This window comes from Roseibium denhamense (genome assembly GCF_009711415.1).
Taxonomy (GTDB): Bacteria; Pseudomonadota; Alphaproteobacteria; order Rhizobiales; family Stappiaceae; genus Roseibium; species Roseibium denhamense.
Genome location: NZ_SMLZ01000088.1, coordinates 1 through 15,118, shown reverse-complemented (window position 1 = coordinate 15,118; position 15,118 = coordinate 1). Strand labels below are relative to the sequence as shown.

Sequence of the window (15,118 nt, the reverse complement as noted above, 5' to 3'; positions counted from 1 at the left end):
AGGAGTTGCAAGCGTGATCAAATACACGCTCGTCTGTGAAACTGCACATACTTTTGAGGGGTGGTTCAGAAATTCAGACGATTTCGAAACACAATGCGAGCGCACCATGGTGACCTGCCCGATTTGCGGGTCTTCAAAGGTCCGCAAGGCACTTATGGCTCCTGCGGTGACCACATCCCGCAAAAAAGCATCCCCGCCGCCTGCCAATGCTGAAGTGCAACCGGTTTCTGCAGGCGCTTCAGTGGCCAGCGAAGCAACGGCTTCTGCAAACGCACCCAACCAAGCGCTCCAGCCGTCTGCGCTTCTATCAGGTGATGCGCAGCAAAAAGAAGTTATTGAAGCGCTTCGTCTCTTACGCACGCGGGTCATTGAAAACTCTGAAAATGTGGGATCGAAATTCGCAGCAGAGGCGCGAAAAATCCACTACGGCGAGGCCGAACAGAGAAGCATTTACGGCCATACGACGCCAGCAGACGCTGAAGCCCTGCTTGATGAAGGCATAGCCGTGTTGCCGCTTCCCGAGTTGCCTGACGACAAGAATTAGAAAATCCGCAAAGCCCAGCGATCCGGCGCGTGTCTTGGTTCCGGTTTCACGCGCCGAGCGGCGCTTGAAACGAATGCTACTTGGGTTTTGGGGTGGCTTTCGTACGCCGCCGGGATAGGGCTTGTTTCGGCGTCGGCTTCGGCTTCGAGAGTTGTGCGGCTTCCTCAAGACTTTCCTCCGCAGCCTTACTCAATTCGCCGACTGTTTGGAGGGCCGTCTCCTGCAGGGCTTCGACAGCAGCCGCATTGTCGCTGAAACCCTCTCGTAAAAGGGCGGCTTGTTTCTCGAAATGCTCCTGATATTCGTTGGCCATCTCGCTGTAAAACGATTGGAGTTTGGCAAGTGTCTCCTCTGGGGCCGTGCACTGAGTGAGCGATTTCCAACATTCGAAGTCTTGTTGCAGCCGGTGGCTGACAAAATCCATATGATCGCTGAAGGCTTTTTCTGCATTTACGATCATGGATTGGCCGAACTTCTGGACGCCTGCATACGTCTTTTCCTCCAGCAGATCCTCGCGTTCGGCAAAGGCCCAATTTGAAAAATACGGTTTTGGCCAGTCACGCATAATCGTGGCCATGAAATCAAAGGGCGGGGTTTCTCGCTTGTTCGACATGGAACCTCCTTCACTTGCCGTTTTCCGGACCTGCGGCTTCAACGAGCGCTTGCGCGTTGCAATGACATGACCAGCGCGAGCGTGCGTCTCACGGTCTCAAGAGATTGCCGTATGGTGACGCAAGAGAAGCCTTGCCGCAAGGAGTTGCTTTGCCGGAGGTTACGTCGACTGCGGTTCGCCGACGGCATACGCCCGCGCGTGTCAGGTGTCATTCAGGAATGCGCGGAGCGTCTCCGTTGCCTGACCTGGCGTTTCGAGCGTGGGCAAATGGCCGCTTCCGGAAAGGATCTCAAGCTTGCTGCCCGGGATGAGGTCGTGGATTTCTTTTGCGAACTCGATTGGTGTCAAACGGTCACCGTCTCCAACGACCACAAGCGTGGGGCAGGAGATCTCTTGGAGATGGGGCCGGGAGTCAATCCGGCCTATCAAGGCGGTCTGCTGGCGGATGAAGGCTTCCGCGCCGGTCTCACGGGCCATGTCGACGACAATCGACTTCAAGTCCTCATCCTCTTCCCGGTCCGCGTGCACAAAACCGGGAAACAGCAGGTGCGGAACTTTCTCAAATCCTTTTTTCCGCGTGAGTTCAATCATGAACTCACGCCGTTCCGTTTGATCCGCCGTGTCGGCCCGGCTGTTTGTATCCAGCAAAGCCAGTTTGCTCACCCGCTCCGGGGCGATCCGCTTGACCGCCATGGCAATGTAACCGCCCATGGAAAGACCAACCAGATCAAACCGCGCCGGGGCGGTTTCCAGAAGGCTGTGTGCAATTTCATCGACACTGTCGTGGTTGCGGTGGTCCGCGACCATTATCGGCCGGTCGGAGAATGCGGCTATCTGCGGAGCAAAAAGCGTTTCCGTGCATAAGAGACCGGGAACGAAAACAATCGGCCCACTCATTCCGTGGCCTTCGGGCGCTCCGCCAGCATCATGTAATTGACGTCCATGTCGCGCGATTGCCGCCAAGTGTCGGCCAGAGGATTAAAAGAAACGCCCGATCGATCAATTATGTTCAAGCCAGAGGCGTTGAGCGGTGTTTCAATCTCTTCCGGCCGGACAAGCTTGTCGTAGCTATGTGTGCCTTTGGGCAGCCACCGTAGAACATACTCAGCACCAACGATTGCGAGCGCATAGGCTTTCAGTGTGCGGTTGATGGTCGCGATGAACATCATTCCGCCAGGCCGGACCATCTGGCTGGTCGCCGTCAAGAAGAGCGGCACGTCAGCGACATGCTCAACCACCTCCATGTTCAGGACAACATCGAAAGTTTCCCCCGCGGCTGCAAGTTGCTCCGCAGTCTCGGTCCGGTAGTCGATTTCCAGCCCGGATTGGCGCATATGCGTTTTGGCGATTTCGATGTTCATTTCCGACGGATCTGAACCCACTACGTCTGCGCCAAGGCGTGCCATCGGTTCGCTCAGCAATCCGCCGCCGCATCCAATGTCGAGAAAACGGAGCCCTTCAAAAGCGGTCGGACTTTTGGGGTCACGGTCGAACTGGCGGCAGACTTCTTGTTTGATGTAGCTCAGGCGGACCGGATTAAACTTGTGCAGCGGCTTGAACTTGCCGGTCGGGTTCCACCACTCGGCGGCCATTGCGGAAAACCGATCGACTTCCGCATTGTCAATTGTGCTTTTCGCGCTGTGCGTTTGATCTGTCATCAGTCGGTCCTGTTCCTCAGAGAGCTCATATGGCGCCCCGGCGATTGATCCCATACCGCTTGGTTTAGTGTCTGTACTTATTTGTCAAGGCATGCAGTTGCGGCAAGCAGGCACAGGCTGTATGCATGTCCGCCGACTTCGTGGGCGGACAGCGCCTTGGATTGAGCAGAAAAGACTAAAGAGTGGAATGGCCCGACTGGTATTAAAATTTGGGGGAACTTCGGTCGCCGATCTTGAGCGGATCCGCAATGTTGCCCGCCACGTCAAGCGGGAAGTTGACGCCGGCCATGAGGTGGCTGTCGTTGTATCGGCCATGGCGGGTCAGACCAACAGGTTGGTCGAACTTTGCCGTGAAGCCGCTCCGCTTCACGATGCCCGTGAATATGATGCGGTTGTCGCATCTGGCGAACAGGTTACATCGGGCTTGCTGGCCATCGTTTTGCAAGAGATGGGCGTCAACGCCCGGTCTTGGCAGGGGTGGCAAGTGCCGATGAAGACGGATGAAAACCACGGTGCGGCGCGGATCCGTGAAATTGACGGAAGCTTCATGTCAGAGCGCCTGGCCCAGGGCCAGGTCGCGGTGCTCGCTGGTTTCCAGGGCATCTCGCCTGACAACCGGATTTCGACGCTCGGACGCGGCGGGTCGGATACAAGTGCCGTTGCAATTGCCGCCGCCATCAAGGCGGACCGCTGCGACATTTATACGGATGTAGACGGGGTCTATACAACAGATCCGCGGATCGTCCCCAAGGCGCAGCGGCTCGATCGCGTTTCTTTTGAAGAGATGCTGGAGATGGCATCGCTCGGCGCCAAGGTCCTCCAGGTTCGGTCTGTCGAAATGGCGATGGTTCATGGTGTGCGAACATTTGTCCGGTCAAGCTTTGATGACCCTGATGCACACCAGAATGATGAAAACGGTACCCCGATCGGTACCCTAATATGCGACGAGGATGAACTCGTGGAACAGCAAGTAGTCACCGGCATTGCTTATGCCAAGGATGAAGCACAGATCTCTCTGCGGGATGTGGCGGACAAGCCTGGCGTTGCCGAAACCGTGTTCGGGCCGCTGGCGGATGCCAGTATCAATGTGGATATGATCGTCCAGAACATTTCCCCGGACGGCAAGACCACCGATATCACCTTTACCGTGCCGGAGGCGGACTACGAGCGGGCCAAAAAAGTCCTCGAAGACAACCGGACGGAGATCGGCTTCCAGAATATGGAAGGTGCAACCGATGTGGTAAAAGTGTCGGTGATCGGCATTGGAATGCGGTCCCACGCAGGTGTTGCAGCTCAGTGTTTCCGCGGCCTGGCCAGCAAAGGGATCAACATTCGGGCCATCACAACCTCCGAGATCAAAATCTCGGTTCTGATCGATTCGGCATACGCAGAACTTGCGGTGCGGACTCTGCATTCGCTATACGGTTTAGACGGATAGCATTCCAACCTGCCGATTTCGCCTTGATGGAAAATCGGCTGTAGCATCCTGCGGGCTTTAATCGGGGGAGCGATGCGCAGCAACCTGGCCGGACCGCGCCTACTGCTCCGCCGACTTCGTGAAGTCATGGCCGAGCCGATCACGGCGCAAGAACGTCTTGATAAGATCGTCGTTTTGATCGCGTCGAACGTGGTCGCCGAGGTCTGTTCTGTTTACATCCTGCGCGCTGACGGGGTGCTTGAGCTCTATGCGACCGAAGGTTTGAACCGGGAGGCCGTGCACAATGCATCTTTGCGCGTCGGGCAAGGTCTCGTTGGCTTGATTGCTGCTGAGGCACGCCCTCTCAATTTACCCAATGCAAGTGCCCACCCCGGCTTTGCCTATCTGCCTGAGACAGGCGAGGAGGCTTATAATTCTTTTCTTGGCGTTCCCGTCCTTCGCGCTGGGCGGACGCTTGGTGTTCTTGTCGTCCAGAACCAATCCCACCGGACTTATCTCGAAGATGAAGTCGAGGCATTGCAGACCACTGCAATGGTGATTGCGGAAATGGTCGCAGCCGGAGAACTTGAGGCGATTGCGCAAAAAGACACCGGCCTGGATCTGTCACGGCCTGTTTCGGCGAATGGTGCTGGACTGGCGGAGGGTGTTGGGCTCGGCCATGTTGTCCTTCATGAACCGCGCGTCGTCGTCACAAATTTGATTGCGGAAGATGCGGACAAGGAAAAGGGCCGGCTTGACGGTGCGATCAACCGGTTGCGTTTGTCGATCGACGACCTCCTGGCGAGCGGAGAAATTGCAGCAACGGGAGAGCACCGGGAAGTTCTCGAAGCTTACCGGATGTTTGCCTATGACCGCGGATGGATTCGCAAGATCGAGGAAGCCATCCGCAATGGTTTGACTGCAGAAGCTGCGGTGGAAAAGGTGCAAAGCGACACCCGTGCCCGGATGTTGCGGCAGACCGATCCCTATCTCCGCGAACGCCTGCATGATCTCGATGATCTTGCGCACAGGCTCATCCGCGAGCTGATGGGCCGGGAGCACGGGCCGGGTATCGAGGAGCTGCCGCAGGATGCGATCATCATCGGCAGGAATATGGGGGCAGCCGAACTTCTCGATTACGGCAGGGACCGCATCCGGGGGCTGGTCCTCGAAGAAGGCGGGCCCACGAGCCACGTAACCATTGTGGCGCGTGCACTTGGCATTCCGACAGTTGGTCTTGTAGAGGACATTGTCAGCCTGGCGGATGGCGGCGATGCGATCATCGTGGACGGGGACACCGGCGAAGTTCATCTGCGTCCGGCCGCGGATCTTCAAAATGCCTATGCGGAGAAGGTCAGGTTCCGGGCGCGCCGTCAGGCACAATACAGGCGTCTGAGATCCAAGCCGTCGGTCACAAAGGACGGCGTTGAAATTGCACTGCAAATGAATGCCGGCCTGCTTGTCGATCTGCCGCATCTTGAGGAAGCCGGTGCTGCCGGGGTCGGTCTGTTCCGCACCGAACTGCAGTTCATGGTCGCGTCTTCCTTCCCGAGAATGCGTGAGCAACAGGCGCAATACACCCAGGTTCTCGATGAGGCTGGCCCGAAACCGGTCACGTTCCGGTCACTCGACATCGGCGGAGATAAGGTGCTGCCCTACCTGCGCTCGATTCAGGAAGAAAATCCGGCCATGGGGTGGCGTGCCCTCCGCTTGGGTCTCGACCGGCCGGGTTTGCTCAGGACACAGATACGCGCTTTGCTGCACGCGGCCGCGAAACGCGATCTGAAACTGATGTTCCCGATGGTCGCTGAAGTCGGTGAGTTCCTGGCGGCAAAATCCCTGGTTGATAAGGAAGTCAAACATCTGAAACGGCATGGGCATCCCGTTCCGGACAACATTCGTCTCGGCGTGATGGTGGAGGTTCCATCGCTTCTATTTCAGATGGACGAGCTTCTTGGCTATGTTGATTTCGTATCAGTCGGGTCCAACGATCTGTTTCAGTTCTTCTGTGCGGTGGATCGCGGGAACACACGCGTTGCTGACCGGTTCGATACTCTCAGCATTGGTTTTCTGAGAGCGCTCAAGACTATTGCCGACGCGGCTAACAAGCACCATGTTCCGGTCACGCTATGCGGTGAGCTGGCTGGGCGCCCGCTGGAAGCCATGGCCCTCATCGGGCTTGGGTACAGGGATCTGTCCATGTCGCCTGCGTCATTGGGGCCCGTCAAGGCTATGCTGCGGACCCTTGATGCAGGGCGGCTGTCTGCACGGCTGCTTCCGCGCCTGGAACCGGGACATCCTGACAGCGACATCCGGAGTTTCTTAAGGCGTTTTGCTGCCGATATGGATGTTGCTCTTTAGCCGGAGACGGCGTACCTCACCGTTCACAACGGACCTTTAGGAGATACTGCGCTTATGCTAGCGCGAGATAAACTCGACACAATACTGGACCGCTTCGCCGAACTTGAACACCTGATGTCGGCTAACCCAGATCCCACCGCTTTTGTAAAATTGTCACGGGAATATGCCGGGTTAGAGCCCTTGGTCGTAAAAATCAGAGCGCTCATCAAGGCAGAGAATGACTTGAATGGGGCTCAGGCGCTGGTTGACGATCCGGAGACCGACAACGACATGCGTGAGTTTGCCGAGCAGGAGCGGGATGATCTTGCGGCGCAGGTGGAAGAGCTTGCGCAAAATGTCCGCATTGGTCTTCTTCCAAAAGACGAAGCGGACACGAATGACGCCATCCTTGAGGTGCGCGCCGGCACGGGCGGGGATGAAGCCGCACTGTTTGCGGGCGATCTGTTCCGGATGTATCAGCGTTACGCTGAACTTCGGGGCTGGAAAGTGGAAGTACTCTCGGCGAGTGAAGGCGAAGTCGGCGGATACAAGGAGATCATCGCATCCGTGTCCGGCGAAAACGTCTTCGCCCGTATGAAGTTTGAGTCCGGGGTGCACCGGGTGCAGAGAGTGCCCGCAACCGAGTCAGGCGGACGCATTCACACATCCGCTGCCACGGTTGCTGTTCTTCCCCAGGCAGAGGATGTCGATATCGATATTCAAGACAGCGATTTGCGGATCGACACGTTCCGGGCCTCTGGCGCAGGTGGGCAGCATGTGAACACCACAGATTCTGCCGTCAGGATCACACACGAACCAACCGGGATCGTTGTGGCGGTCCAGGATGAACGCTCACAGCACAAGAACAAGGCGCGCGCCATGCAGTTGCTGCGCGCGCGCATTTATGATGAGGAGCGCGAACGGGCTGCGAGCGAACGCACGGAAGCCCGGCGCCTCCAGGTGGGGTCCGGTGACAGATCCGAACGCATTCGGACGTACAATTTCCCTCAAGGCCGCGTCACGGATCACCGGATCGGCCTCACGCTCTACAAGCTCGAACAGATTATTGCTGGTGAAGCTCTTGAAGAGGTCATTGAAGCCTTGATCGTTGATCATCAAACCAACCTTTTGGCGTCCGAAGGTGTTTGATGATTCTAATAGGGCAGCTTAGGCGTCTTGTCCGGGACAGGTTGCGTGAAGAAGGCCTTCCGACGCCGGACCTCGATGCGCGACTGCTTGTAGCCCATGCTTTGGGCATGAGCGTGTCTGAGCTGTTGCTGCACGAGGATGATGATGTCGCTCCGGAGAAAGAAGCGCATGTTCATGCGGTCTGTGCGCTTCGCCTGAAAGGGATGCCTGTTGGGCGGATTGCCGGAGAGCGTGAGTTTTATGGCCGCCGGTTTTTTTTGAACGCGGCAACCCTGGAGCCGCGTCCGGATACGGAAGTCTTGATTGATGCCGTGCTGGCCCGCGCAAGTGCAGACCACCCACTGACAATCGCCGATATTGGGACAGGAAGCGGGGCGATTGCCGTTACGCTTCTTGCCGAGCTGCCGCAATCGTGCGCTGTTGCGGTCGATGTTGCAGAGGATGCTTTGGTTGCTGCCCGTAATAATGCCAGTTTGCATTCGGTATTGGACCGTTTGCTGCTGGTACGCGCAGATTACGCATCCGCATTGGGTAACGGTTATGATTGGCTGGTGAGCAATCCGCCGTACATTCGCCAGTCTGTCTTGGCCACCTTGTCAAAAGACGTCTTAGATCATGATCCGATTCTGGCTTTGGACGGTGGCAAAGATGGTCTTTCCGCGTATCGCAGCATCTGCACCGGCGCTGCCCGGTTATTAAAACGAGGGGGCAGAATTGCACTGGAAATTGGCTTCGATCAGGCTGATGATGTGAAAAAGACGCTGCGTCATCATGACTTTGGAGCAATTGAAATCATTAGGGATCTTTCCGGAAATGACCGTGTTGTCGTAGGGCGATTGGAATAATCGCAGGGTTTTGATCCAGAGACGAAAAAGCACTTGGAAATCGCTGCGGAAAGGGTTAGGTTCAGTTCACCGAGACCGGAAATGTAATAAGCGTCAAGCGGGGCAAACGCAGCCGGCAGTCGGGACATTCACAGAATTGAGTGAGAGGTTCCTCTGCTAGTCGGGCGTTCCGGAGTTCGGACTGTCGAAGCATCAGACAATGGCGCTGGCATTTTGCTGGCAGCTGGCGTCTTTGTTTTCAATGACAGCCGATAACCAGCATAGTTGGTTTCGGTGGTATTTCGTGTCGGTTTTAAGAAATTCCGATGTTGGGTCGGCTTCTGGCTGACCGCCGTTCCGTAAGAGAAAACGGCAGGATGAGACCAAATAACCAGAGCAATAAGCGTATGCGCGGAAGGGGCCGCAAGGGACCTAATCCGCTAACCCGGACTTACGAATCTAACGGTCCTGATGTGAAAATCCGCGGCACAGCCATGCATATTGCGGAGAAGTATCAACAGCTTGCCCGAGATGCTCAAGCATCTGGCGACCGTGTGATGTTCGAAAGCTACAACCAGCACGCCGAGCATTATCTCCGCATCGTTGCGGCCGCTCAACCGCAGCAGCAAGCCACGCAACAACAGCCTTCCCGTTCTGAAAATGAAGAAGGGCAAGAGGCGGCTGCTTCCGCGAACGGCGCACAAGGCTCCAATGGGGCTGATCGTCCAGCGCAACAGGAGCGCGCATCTGAAGACGGCGATCTTGTGGATGCAGACAGCCCGCAGCCATTTATTGAAGACATGCCTGTCATCGATGCCGAAGGGCAGGTGAACGGCTCAGGGGCTTCGAAAGAGGCTTCTGGTGAAGCCGACCAGGATGAAAAACCGCGCCGCCGGGCACGGACACCGCGCGCACGGTCTCCGCGCCGCGCAGCGCCAGATGAAACGGCATCAGATGGCGAGGCAGCCCATCAAGGCGAAGCTGCTCCTGTAGACGCCGAGGCTGAACCTTCGAAGCCGAAAGCGCCGCGCCGGACCACTCGTGCGCGCCAAACAAAGGTTGCAGACGAGCAACCAGCCGAAGTTGCTGCTGGCGAATAGGTCAGTCTCAAATAAGGTCAGAAGACTAAAAAAGGCGTCCAGACGGGCGCCTTTTTCTATTCATACGCCTTTTCGTCTGAGAAGGTCTTTTGTGTTCAAAATGCAACACTATATTTGGTGTGCGGTGCTCAAGTGAAGGCCGCGCGGATGCCCTTAGAGGATCCGTATTCCATTACGTTCCCCATGCTTCGGGTGGTGCGGACGGGTAGGAGGTTTGTATGAATTTTGAAAAGTACACAGAACGGGCCCGCGGTTTTATCCATTCGGCCCAAACCTATGCACTTGGCCGTGGCCACCAGCAGTTCACTCCAGAACATGTGCTGAAAGTGTTGCTGGATGACCCGGAAGGCATGGCCTCCGGGCTTATTGATCGCGCCGGCGGTCAGTCGAAAACCATCAAGGGCGACCTGGAAGCGATTCTGGACAAGATGCCCAAGGTTTCAGGCGGGAGTGGCCAATTGTATATGGGCCAGGCGATGGCTCGCCTGTTTGATCAAGCCGAGAAGATTGCGGAAAAAGCGGGCGACAGTTTTGTCACGGTCGAACGGCTTCTTCTTGCCATGGCAATGGATGGCGACAGCGAGGCGGGAAAACTACTAAAGCGTCATTCAATTACACCGAACGGATTGAACGAAGCTATCAACCAGTTGCGGCAGGGCCGGACTGCGGACAGCGCAACTGCTGAAAACCAGTATGACGCATTGAAGAAGTATGCCCGTGATCTGACCCAGGTCGCCCGGGACGGCAAACTTGACCCCGTTATAGGCCGTGATGAAGAGATCCGCAGAACCATTCAGGTCCTGTCGCGGCGGACGAAAAACAACCCTGTTCTGATTGGCGAGCCAGGCGTCGGGAAAACGGCAATCGCCGAAGGACTGGCCCTTCGTATCGTGAATGGGGACGTTCCCGAATCGCTGAAAGACAAGCAGTTGCTCGCATTGGACATGGGGTCTTTGATCGCCGGTGCGAAATATAGGGGCGAATTCGAAGAACGTTTAAAAGCGGTCCTTTCCGAAGTGGAAGCGGCGGCTGGCCGCATCGTTCTGTTCATTGATGAGATGCACACACTCGTGGGAGCAGGCAAGGCGGATGGCGCAATGGACGCTTCCAACTTGTTGAAGCCCGCCTTGGCGCGCGGGGAATTGCATTGCGTCGGTGCAACCACGCTCGACGAGTACCGGAAGCACGTTGAAAAAGACGCAGCTCTTGCGCGCCGGTTTCAGCCGGTTTTCGTGAGCGAGCCGACGGTTGAAGACACGGTTTCTATCCTCCGGGGCATCAAGGAAAAGTATGAGCTGCACCATGGTGTCCGCATCACGGATTCTGCGATCGTCTCGGCGGCTTCCCTGTCCAACCGGTACATTACAGACCGGTTTTTGCCGGATAAGGCTATCGACCTGGTGGATGAGGCCTCCAGCCGGCTGCGTATGCAGGTGGACTCTAAGCCGGAGGAACTGGACGAACTTGATCGCCGTATCATCCAGCTGAAAATCGAGCGCGAGGCGCTGAAGGTAGAGAGCGATGATGCGTCCAAGGACAGGCTTGTGAACCTGGAGAAGGAGTTGAGCAGCCTTGAGGAGCAGTCACAGGCACTGACGGGCCGCTGGCTGGCTGAAAAGGAGAAGTTGAACTCAGAGCAAAAGATCAAGGAGCAGCTTGAGCAGGCACGTATTGATCTTGAGATTGCGCAACGCAGGGGTGATCTCGCCAAAGCGGGTGAACTTGCTTACGGCGTGATCCCGGATTTGGAGCGAAAACTGTCTGACGCCGAGGCTTCAGGAGACACCGAAGCAATGATGGAAGAAGCTGTCACTCCGTCGCATATTGCACAGGTGGTTTCGAAGTGGACTGGTATTCCAGTCGACAAGATGCTGGAGGGCGAACGCGAGAAACTTCTGAAGATGGAAGATGTTCTGGCAGACCGTGTGGTTGGTCAGGCAGAGGCGATTCGTGCAGTCTCCACCGCCGTCCGGCGGGCCCGTGCGGGCCTGCAGGATCCAAACCGGCCTATCGGATCCTTCATGTTCTTGGGGCCGACCGGGGTTGGAAAGACCGAGCTTACGAAAGCTTTGGCAAGCTTTCTGTTTGATGACGATACCGCGATGGTGCGGATCGACATGTCGGAATACATGGAGAAGCACTCGGTCGCCCGTCTGATCGGTGCTCCTCCCGGTTATGTTGGCTATGAAGAAGGCGGCGCGCTGACTGAATCCGTGCGCCGGCGGCCTTACCAGGTGATCCTTTTCGATGAGATCGAGAAGGCCCATAGCGATGTGTTCAATGTGTTGTTGCAGGTCCTTGATGACGGCCGCTTGACCGATGGCCAGGGCCGGACTGTGGATTTCCGCAACACGCTGATCATTATGACATCGAACCTGGGCGCGGAGTATCTCGTCAATCAGCCGGAAGGTCAGGATACCGATGCTGTCCGCGACGAGGTCATGGGAGCGGTTCGGGCTCATTTCCGGCCTGAGTTTTTGAACCGGCTTGATGAAATCGTCTTGTTCCATCGGCTGCAACGGGTGCAGATGGCTGATATCGTCCGCATTCAGCTGGAGCGTTTGCGTGAATTGCTCAAGGAGCGGAAGATAACGCTGTCACTCGATGAGGCGGCGCTCGGCTGGCTGGCGCAAAAGGGCTACGATCCTGCCTATGGCGCGCGCCCGCTGAAGCGGGTCATTCAGAAGGACCTTCAGGACCCGCTTGCGGAAAAACTTCTTGCAGGTGAGATCTTGGACGGACAGGCCGTTCGCGTGTCTGCGGGAACCGATCGCCTTCTTTTCGAATCGGATGCCGGCGCAAGCGCTGCAGCGTGATCGTTCGCCGCGCCAGAATTTCATGAAAAAAAGCCCGTCCGGGTTCCTCCGGACGGGCCTTTTTAGTGCTAGAATCTCGGACGTTCCGTTCAAAATGCTCAAAGAGGCTCGATCACTGCATTTTCAATCCACTTTGGGCGGTAAATCGGGACCGATTTATCGCCTGCGGATCTTGGCTCTTAGTTCAAGGATGCGATCCGCGACGGCTTTCGTACCCGGTCGAGGAGGTTGTCAATCCTGAACCGTTCGGTTTCGAATGCGGTGCGAACGGCGCCGTCCAATGTCCTGCCCTTTGGAAGTTTGATCCGCATCGGATCCATGAACCGGCCATTCACGAGGACCTCGTAATGGAGGTGCGGGCCGGTCGACAGTCCGGTTGATCCAACATAGCCGATGACTTGGCCCTGAGTGATCCGGACACCTTCGGCAATCCCTTTGGCAAACCCGGTCAAATGGCTGTAAGTGGTTGTGTAGCCATTGGTATGGCGCAGCTCGACCCTGCGGCCATAGCCTGAGCTCCAGCCCGCCTTTGCGACCGTTCCGTTGCCCGCAGCGATGATTGGGGTCCCCCGCGGGGCCGACCAGTCAACACCCTTATGCATTTTGGTATAGCCATGGATCGGATGGCGGCGCATGCCGAAGCCCGACCTGAATTTCCCGCCATTCAAGGGCTTGCGGATCAGAAACTTCTTCGCGCTTTGGCCGGAGCCGTCATAATAATCGATCACCCCGTCATCAGGTGTGCGGAATCGATAGAATTCCCGCGTGGTCGATCCGGTGTTCAGTGCCGCATAGAGAATTTTCGGAGGCGCAGCAGCGTCACCTTCGGTGAAGAACAGTTCCAGAGAATCACCCGGCTGAACGGTTGCATTGAAGTCCACATCGAAAGAGAACATGCGCACCAGATCATTAATCAGCTCTTCCGGCATGCCTTGTTCAAGAGCTGTCTGATAGAGGCTGTTGTAAATCGCCGGTGTAGGGCCGCCGTAAGAAACCCTGTCCGCCTCGGCGAAAGCATCTGCAAGAAAGGTGGATGGCTCCATGGCCTCGACATAGTCACCGCTGTCTGAGCGTGCGATTGTCGCCTCGTGATCAGTGTCCGTATAAAGGCTTACCCGCTCCGGCCGCATCCGGTTCAGATCATCGGGATCAGGAGCGTAAGCGATGCGAAGCCGCTGTCCGTCAGACAGGTTCCCAAGCCCGAAGAGAGCGGTAAACGCCTCTTCAATATTGGCGGCTTCCGTCTCGCCGGTGTCATTGTCCAAGAGCACATCAACCAGGTTCTGGCCTTCCACGAGCGGTACGATCTTCTCGTCCATACCTGCAAACCGGATGTCATCCTCACGTTTGGAAACGAAAGAGACGTTTTCTGGTGTGATCCGGACAGCGTATCGTTCCAAATCAGGTTGGAGCGCCAAATTGAAGTCAAACCGGCCCGGGTCAACAATGGTCTTTGCCGCCATTTCGACAGCGTCAATGGAAAGCGTCCGGGCGATCTCGCGAACCGTCAGCTCGACTTCGGTCTCGGTCGGTGTGTGGGCTTCACTGAAAGAGGAGGTTTCTTCGGGAAACCGGGTCAAACTGATGCTGACTTCGCTTTCAAGTTTCGCGCCATACAAAGAATCTGCGAGAATGGATGGGGTGGCGCTGCCTGTGTCCGGTGCAGCGCTTTCCTGGCTGTCGGCAAACATGTCCAGAGGGTTGAACTCAGGGATGGAGGCTGCCAAATCCGGATCGGACCGTGTTGCCAAAGAGGCGCTTATAAAGACGTGTGGCTGGACCTTGATGTGATCCCGGTCGCCCACCCGCGTGACAACATTGACGTCAATAACATGCTTGTTCGAAAACTCGGCAGCGGTTCGAAGGACACGATCGCCCTTGCTCGCGGATCGTCCATCCCCGTCCTCCAGGAACATGCCAGCCGACGGTGCTGCCGAAACTGTGTATTGGCCGTCAAGCGCGGCGAGCAGGGCCCCACCCATGAGGGCAAGAGAGGTCACCCCGGTCAGGACGGTCCCGGCGAGCCAGCGCAAGGAGACCTGTCTGCGGTCCGGCAATCCGCTCCGCCCGTCATATCCCCGCAAAGGCGGCTCGTTGCCAAGGTTCACGCGTTGATGCGGGGCGTTATGGAAAGGTCCAAAATGCATATTGTGTAAAAGCGCCCTTTACCAAGTCTGCTTGTCGCCGCGTATCCTACAAAAACCAACAGCATTGATGATCAACATTAGATACCGTCCCTGCTAAATGCAGGGTTTGGCGCCAAAGGTCAATTCCCAGGTAATTTTGGCAGATATGTGATCGTCGAGAGACCATCCTCATATTCATACCTTGTGGCAGAAACCAAGCTCAGAGCTTATTCCCCCACGATTTCATCATTCTTACAAGCTGCACAGGGCTGTCAAAAGGCAGATTGGGTCCTGTGAAGGTCCTGTATTTCACCGCTTCCGCGCCGGTGATTTCATTATGTGAATCTTTTTTGACAAACTGTGTTGACTCCAAATAGGGGGCTGCGTATAACCCGGTTCATCGACGGCGGCGCCGCTTGCAGGCGCCTTTCGCTGTCGGTTCTACCGAACACGCAACCCACGGCGGTCCAGCGTCAGCTGGCGACCTCCTAGTTGTCTTCGGGTGAAAGATTTAGATCTTTCATGTTCATT

General features: G+C 56.5%; 11 protein-coding genes. 7 read left to right on the top strand and 4 right to left on the bottom strand.

Annotated elements, in window-relative coordinates:
* Positions 1-13: 13 nt before the first annotated feature.
* Entirely contained in the window at positions 14-544 is a 531-nt protein-coding gene (locus E1180_RS03170; protein WP_283404555.1) for a DUF1178 family protein, read from the top strand.
* A 76-nt stretch (positions 545-620) separates the two neighbouring features.
* On the opposite strand, the gene E1180_RS03165 is transcribed toward E1180_RS03170, so the two are convergent.
* The 3 genes from E1180_RS03165 to ubiG form a co-directional block, all read right to left on the bottom strand.
* A complete protein-coding gene (locus E1180_RS03165) occupies positions 621-1,157 on the bottom strand; it encodes a hypothetical protein (protein WP_208996894.1) in 537 nt (178 codons plus the stop codon).
* A 201-nt stretch (positions 1,158-1,358) separates the two neighbouring features.
* Positions 1,359-2,054 carry an alpha/beta fold hydrolase gene (locus E1180_RS03160; protein ID WP_155189641.1) on the bottom strand — a complete coding sequence of 232 codons (696 nt, stop codon included), beginning with the start codon at positions 2,052-2,054 and terminating at the stop codon, positions 1,359-1,361.
* The gene (ubiG, locus tag E1180_RS03155) at positions 2,051-2,815 is read right to left on the bottom strand and encodes a bifunctional 2-polyprenyl-6-hydroxyphenol methylase/3-demethylubiquinol 3-O-methyltransferase UbiG (RefSeq protein ID WP_155189640.1); all 765 of its coding nucleotides are present in this window, start codon (positions 2,813-2,815) and stop codon (positions 2,051-2,053) included. The genes E1180_RS03160 and ubiG overlap by 4 nt, the downstream gene beginning before the upstream one ends.
* 187 nt (positions 2,816-3,002) lie before the next feature.
* On the opposite strand from ubiG, the gene E1180_RS03150 reads away from it, so the two are divergent.
* From E1180_RS03150 to clpB, 6 genes are all read left to right on the top strand, one after another.
* Positions 3,003-4,253 (top strand): aspartate kinase, encoded by a 1,251-nt coding sequence (locus E1180_RS03150; RefSeq protein WP_155189639.1) that lies wholly within the window; start codon positions 3,003-3,005, stop codon positions 4,251-4,253.
* A 72-nt stretch (positions 4,254-4,325) separates the two neighbouring features.
* Complete coding sequence (gene ptsP / locus E1180_RS03145) at positions 4,326-6,593, top strand: phosphoenolpyruvate--protein phosphotransferase (protein WP_155189638.1); 2,268 nt, start codon at positions 4,326-4,328, stop codon at positions 6,591-6,593.
* 54 nt (positions 6,594-6,647) lie between these two features.
* On the top strand, positions 6,648-7,721 hold the full coding sequence (gene prfA, locus E1180_RS03140) for a peptide chain release factor 1 (protein WP_155189637.1): 1,074 nt from the start codon (positions 6,648-6,650) through the stop codon (positions 7,719-7,721).
* Positions 7,721-8,566, top strand: coding sequence for a peptide chain release factor N(5)-glutamine methyltransferase (prmC, locus tag E1180_RS03135; protein WP_155189636.1), 846 nt, complete (start codon positions 7,721-7,723; stop codon positions 8,564-8,566). Before prfA ends, prmC begins: the two co-directional genes overlap by 1 nt.
* Positions 8,567-8,922: 356 nt before the next feature.
* Entirely contained in the window at positions 8,923-9,645 is a 723-nt protein-coding gene (locus E1180_RS03130) for a DUF4167 domain-containing protein (protein ID WP_155189635.1), read from the top strand.
* 218 nt (positions 9,646-9,863) lie between these two features.
* Positions 9,864-12,461, top strand: coding sequence for an ATP-dependent chaperone ClpB (clpB, locus tag E1180_RS03125; protein ID WP_155189634.1), 2,598 nt, complete (start codon positions 9,864-9,866; stop codon positions 12,459-12,461).
* A gap of 179 nt (positions 12,462-12,640) precedes the next feature.
* On the opposite strand, the gene E1180_RS03120 is transcribed toward clpB, so the two are convergent.
* Positions 12,641-14,608 carry a M23 family metallopeptidase gene (locus E1180_RS03120; RefSeq protein WP_155189633.1) on the bottom strand — a complete coding sequence of 656 codons (1,968 nt, stop codon included), beginning with the start codon at positions 14,606-14,608 and terminating at the stop codon, positions 12,641-12,643.
* Positions 14,609-15,118: the final 510 nt, after the last annotated feature.

Coding starts and splice junctions, on each gene's coding strand:
- E1180_RS03165 (WP_208996894.1), bottom strand. CDS start 1,157: ATGTCGAACAAGCGAGAAACCCCGCCCTTTGATTTCATGGCCACGATT.
- E1180_RS03160 (WP_155189641.1), bottom strand. CDS start 2,054: ATGAGTGGGCCGATTGTTTTCGTTCCCGGTCTCTTATGCACGGAAACG.
- ubiG (WP_155189640.1), bottom strand. CDS start 2,815: ATGACAGATCAAACGCACAGCGCGAAAAGCACAATTGACAATGCGGAA.
- E1180_RS03150 (WP_155189639.1), top strand. CDS start 3,003: ATGGCCCGACTGGTATTAAAATTTGGGGGAACTTCGGTCGCCGATCTT.
- ptsP (WP_155189638.1), top strand. CDS start 4,326: ATGCGCAGCAACCTGGCCGGACCGCGCCTACTGCTCCGCCGACTTCGT.
- prfA (WP_155189637.1), top strand. CDS start 6,648: ATGCTAGCGCGAGATAAACTCGACACAATACTGGACCGCTTCGCCGAA.
- prmC (WP_155189636.1), top strand. CDS start 7,721: ATGATTCTAATAGGGCAGCTTAGGCGTCTTGTCCGGGACAGGTTGCGT.
- E1180_RS03130 (WP_155189635.1), top strand. CDS start 8,923: ATGAGACCAAATAACCAGAGCAATAAGCGTATGCGCGGAAGGGGCCGC.
- clpB (WP_155189634.1), top strand. CDS start 9,864: ATGAATTTTGAAAAGTACACAGAACGGGCCCGCGGTTTTATCCATTCG.
- E1180_RS03120 (WP_155189633.1), bottom strand. CDS start 14,608: ATGCATTTTGGACCTTTCCATAACGCCCCGCATCAACGCGTGAACCTT.